The 3,888-nt window shown below is 34.6% G+C and carries 4 protein-coding genes; all 4 read left to right on the top strand.

Features of this window, described 5'->3' with window-relative positions:
• The first annotated feature begins 69 nt into the window (after window positions 1–69).
• The 4 genes from V7127_RS03790 (at window position 70) to V7127_RS03775 (ending at window position 3,521) form a co-directional block, all read left to right on the top strand.
• The gene (locus tag V7127_RS03790) at window positions 70–525 is read left to right on the top strand and encodes a DUF4304 domain-containing protein (RefSeq protein WP_335483687.1); all 456 of its coding nucleotides are present in this window, start codon (window positions 70–72) and stop codon (window positions 523–525) included.
• Window positions 526–639: 114 nt separating this feature from the next.
• Window positions 640–957 (top strand): hypothetical protein, encoded by a 318-nt coding sequence (locus V7127_RS03785; RefSeq protein ID WP_335483684.1) that lies wholly within the window; start codon window positions 640–642, stop codon window positions 955–957.
• Between the two features lie 400 nt (window positions 958–1,357).
• Window positions 1,358–1,927 (top strand): RNA polymerase sigma factor, encoded by a 570-nt coding sequence (locus V7127_RS03780; protein WP_335483681.1) that lies wholly within the window; start codon window positions 1,358–1,360, stop codon window positions 1,925–1,927.
• Complete coding sequence (locus V7127_RS03775; protein WP_335483678.1) at window positions 1,905–3,521, top strand: DUF4179 domain-containing protein; 1,617 nt, start codon at window positions 1,905–1,907, stop codon at window positions 3,519–3,521. Before V7127_RS03780 ends, V7127_RS03775 begins: the two co-directional genes overlap by 23 nt.
• Window positions 3,522–3,888: the final 367 nt, after the last annotated feature.

The raw sequence follows: 3,888 nt of genomic DNA, 5'->3' as shown, positions 1-3,888 counted from the left end.
CCCTTCTACTCGACTAGTTAAATAAGGTGCTTGGGTAAAATAGAGATTAAAAGGGAGGGATGGAGTGTTATGGCTTCTGGACGAGATGAAATGATAAAGGCACTGAAAATCATTCTTATTCCAGTATTAAGAGATAAGGGATTTAAAGGTTCTTTCCCGCATTTTCGACGGAGGTTAGAAAACCGAATTGACCTTATGTCTTTCTATTTTGATAAATATGGCGGTGGGTTTACTGTTGAAATAGGTGCTTCACCATCCAATGGCTACACAATTAAGGGTGGGCCTCATATTCCTCCTGATAAGGTAAATACTACGCACCATGTTCCTATGACATGGCTTGAACCATATGAAAATCATGATTCATACAGATATGATGAAGAACCTGTTCCGGATGATATTTACGAAAAATTAGCATATGAAGTTGCTACTCTTTTACCTAAAGCTGAAGAGTGGTGGAATTCAGATAAAATAGCTCGGATTATTAAGAAAAAGACGAAACAACAAGGTTACATAACTTTTGATTGAATATATATCCCGTTATTAAGCTAACGAAGCAGGTTAGTTCAACAAAAAAATCGAAACTTAAAGGGTTTTTAACCGTATCAATTAATTTAAAGGGATTAATTAGGGAGGGGTTTTATGATTTTCGTTATATTAGTGTTATACGGAGTTATAGCAGGAGTTTTCATTTCAAAAAGAAAAATGAAAATGTATCAAGCTGTAATACCCATGATAGCTTTCGCAATACTTTCAAGTGTTGCTTTGGGGCAAAATTATACAGTGAGCTTAATTCCTGAAGCTAACGATGGCATAGGAATTTCAAATTTTTTAGCTGCATTTTTATTGCCAACAGACGGTTGGACAAAAGAAATGTTTTTATCAAAATTCGAATTATATCTTGGCATTTCTATCGCATTCATTCTTTTATATTTTTTACTTCTAATTGTGAAAAAATAAAATCGAATGTTGAAGCGTAAGGCTTATTGTGCTAACTGGTGCTTTACTTCAATAACAATATTCAACAATCAGGCGTCATTATGAAACAAAAAGTAAAAGGGATGATACATATTATGTGTAATATGTATTACCCCTATTTTTTATGACTTTTATAATTTAGGTCTTGATAAAGATTTTTTCAAAATGCCTTTTTTTATTTGTCGTAGAATGCTGGTTTGTGAGGTATTTTTGATCAAACCTTATTTCAAGTAACACTAGAGATTTCCCTCCTTTAAGAAATAAAGGGTACCCTATTTGTATTTTCCTCTTCTTTTTTTGAAAAAGTGAAATGATTTGTAAGTTAAACCCGTTATACTTTTTGAAAGAGTTAATCAGTGAGCAGGCAGGAGGTTTATATGAAATGGAAGAAGAAAGACAGAGGATAGAGGAAGTGCTGTCGGGCAATAAACAAGCCTACGCACAAATTATTAACAAATATAAAAATCCATTATATGCAACCATTTTAAGAATGACAGGAAACCAGCAGGATGCAGTTGATCTAGTTCAGGAATCCTTTATCAAAATTTATCGCCAGCTTGGAAAGTTTGATGGAAAAGGCTCTTTTTCCAGTTGGATGTATCGAGTAGCCATCAATCACTGTATGGATGAATTCAGAAAGAAGCGTTTTAAAATGGAACAGGTTGAAATAAGAGAAGATGATGTCAAGGATTTCCATAATCCCGAAGTGATCTTCTTAAAAAAAGAGAAAAATAGACAACTAGAAAAACTAATTGGCGGCCTTCCAGAAGATGAACGAATGATTCTTCTCCTCCGATATGTAAATGAGCAAAGTTACAGCGAAATCAGTGAATTCATGAGTCTTTCTTTAGCGACGGTAAGAAATAAACTCCATCGTGCCAAGAAAAAATTAAGAGAAACGATCAAAGAGGAAAAAGGAGGGTATTTTCATGAAATGTCCAACGAAAGATAAACTGGAACAATGGTTTGATGGGTTTGACCAAGTCGATGAAATCATTCAATTACATGTAGAAACTTGTCAAGAATGTCAGCAAGTCATCAAGATGTACGCAGAAGAACAAGAATTGATTAAGGAGACGCTCACGACACCAACATTACCTGATGATTTTACAAATCAAGTTTTGAATCAACTTGAGCCATATGAACATAAGAAAAAGAAGAAAAAATGGAAACGGGTGTTGCTTATAGCAGCTGCTTGTGTACTTGCAGTAGGATTAACAACCACTTTAAATCCTAGTTTTGCGGAATGGATTGGTGGATTTTTTACAACAGAACAAGTTGATGAAGGTTTAAGAATGGCTTCTGAATCAGGATTAACGCAGCGTATCGACCAAGAAGTAATGGATCAAAGAATTACCTTTAAAGTGGAAGATGTATTAGCAGACACTTCAAGGGTTGCGTTATCTTATCAAGTTGTAAAGGAAAATGGTAAAATACTTAATCCTCAATTAGAATTTAGAGATGGGAAAAATGTCATTTCAGCTTATGATCAAGATGGAAATCCAATTGAAGGTGAAGGGTTTGGAATGAGTTGGATAAATGATTCAGATTATGGATTGATTGAATTTTCCTTACGTGGGCATGAATCAATCGATTCACTTACGATTAAGTTTGCATTAACAGAATTAAATGGAACGAGAGGAAACTGGCAATTAGAAATCCCGATCGATTTAAAAGAAATTAAGGAAATGACAACGAGGCTCGTTTTACATGATCAGAAGACGAGTGATAATGGGGTAGGGATTCACTTAAAAGAAGTTCAATTTGCTCCATCTTCAAATGAAATTATGTATGATACGTATTTCACAGCTGAAGAAAAAGCAAAAGTGGAAGCACAAATTCAGGAGCTAGAAAATGCAATTGGGGACAAAAATAATTTTACATTTGCCCCAAACTACGGTACAGCCATTCAATATCATATTGAAAATAAGAGTGGAAAGACCTTGTATCGTGTTAATATCTTCCAAGACCAAGGCCATCCAAGTGATTCGGGGCTTATGCAAGGAACTGGGGAAGATACGGGGGAGCTTGGATATATGAAATGGAATGAATCATTTATTCCTCAAAAACAGGAAGATCAGCTTACATTTGTACTTGATGGGGTGATAAAAACGGTCCCATCGAATTTTTCAATAAATGTAAACCCGAAAGAATTAAAAAAGTATCCTCTTTCATTTGAATATGAAGGCAATTTTATCACCGTTAAAAAGGTGGATATGCAGACGGACTTTTCGTTGCAAAAGACATTTCCTCCAGTTGAAACAGAACAGGTTTTAGTCATTGAGATGAAGGGTGGGAAGGAAGTTCCGTCATCAGATCTATTATCATGGGCAATAGTTGATGATAAGGGAGAGACATATGAAGCTTTTCACAGCAGGTCCGTTTTTGATGAGACAGATGAAAATGGTCGTTTTAAGACAAATACGACGCTTACCATATATGGAATGAAAGAGATACCTAAGGAATTCACTTTACATTTGTTATCTGTGACACGATATGAAGAAGTAGAAAAGGAATGGAAAGTCCCGTTATATAAAGATTTTTAAGCTTGGGTTGCTGAGGCAACCCTTTTCCTATTGGACTATAGAGCAGGATGTTTTGTTTCTTTCTTATTATGCTTATAACTTTGTAGAAAATAGGAGGATTAGTAACAAAAAGAGGAAGTTTTGGCATTGATGATTTCATCCAATATGCTCGGTGCTATGATAGGATTTGGGTTTTGGAAAACAAAGATTGTTCAGGAATTATTAAAATAGTATTTATTCTTTAACAAATTTCTGAATGGAGACTGAGAAATTGCGATTTTTATATTGGAATTTCCTTGATGTTGTAAATCCACATTTTCCTGAATTTATCTCTATTAGAGATAAATTAGTTATTCAAGAAAAGGGCGCTTTTCTGAAATAAGGAAAG

This window comes from Bacillus sp. JJ1773, assembly GCF_036962035.1.
Lineage (GTDB): Bacteria > Bacillota > Bacilli > Bacillales > Cytobacillaceae > Cytobacillus.
This window is presented reverse-complemented; position numbering and strand designations above follow the sequence as displayed.

Bases quoted from the DNA above. Each gene is read 5' to 3' on its own strand.
- V7127_RS03790 (WP_335483687.1), top strand. From the start codon at position 70: ATGGCTTCTGGACGAGATGAAATGATAAAGGCACTGAAAATCATTCTT.
- V7127_RS03785 (WP_335483684.1), top strand. From the start codon at position 640: ATGATTTTCGTTATATTAGTGTTATACGGAGTTATAGCAGGAGTTTTC.
- V7127_RS03780 (WP_335483681.1), top strand. From the start codon at position 1,358: ATGGAAGAAGAAAGACAGAGGATAGAGGAAGTGCTGTCGGGCAATAAA.
- V7127_RS03775 (WP_335483678.1), top strand. From the start codon at position 1,905: ATGAAATGTCCAACGAAAGATAAACTGGAACAATGGTTTGATGGGTTT.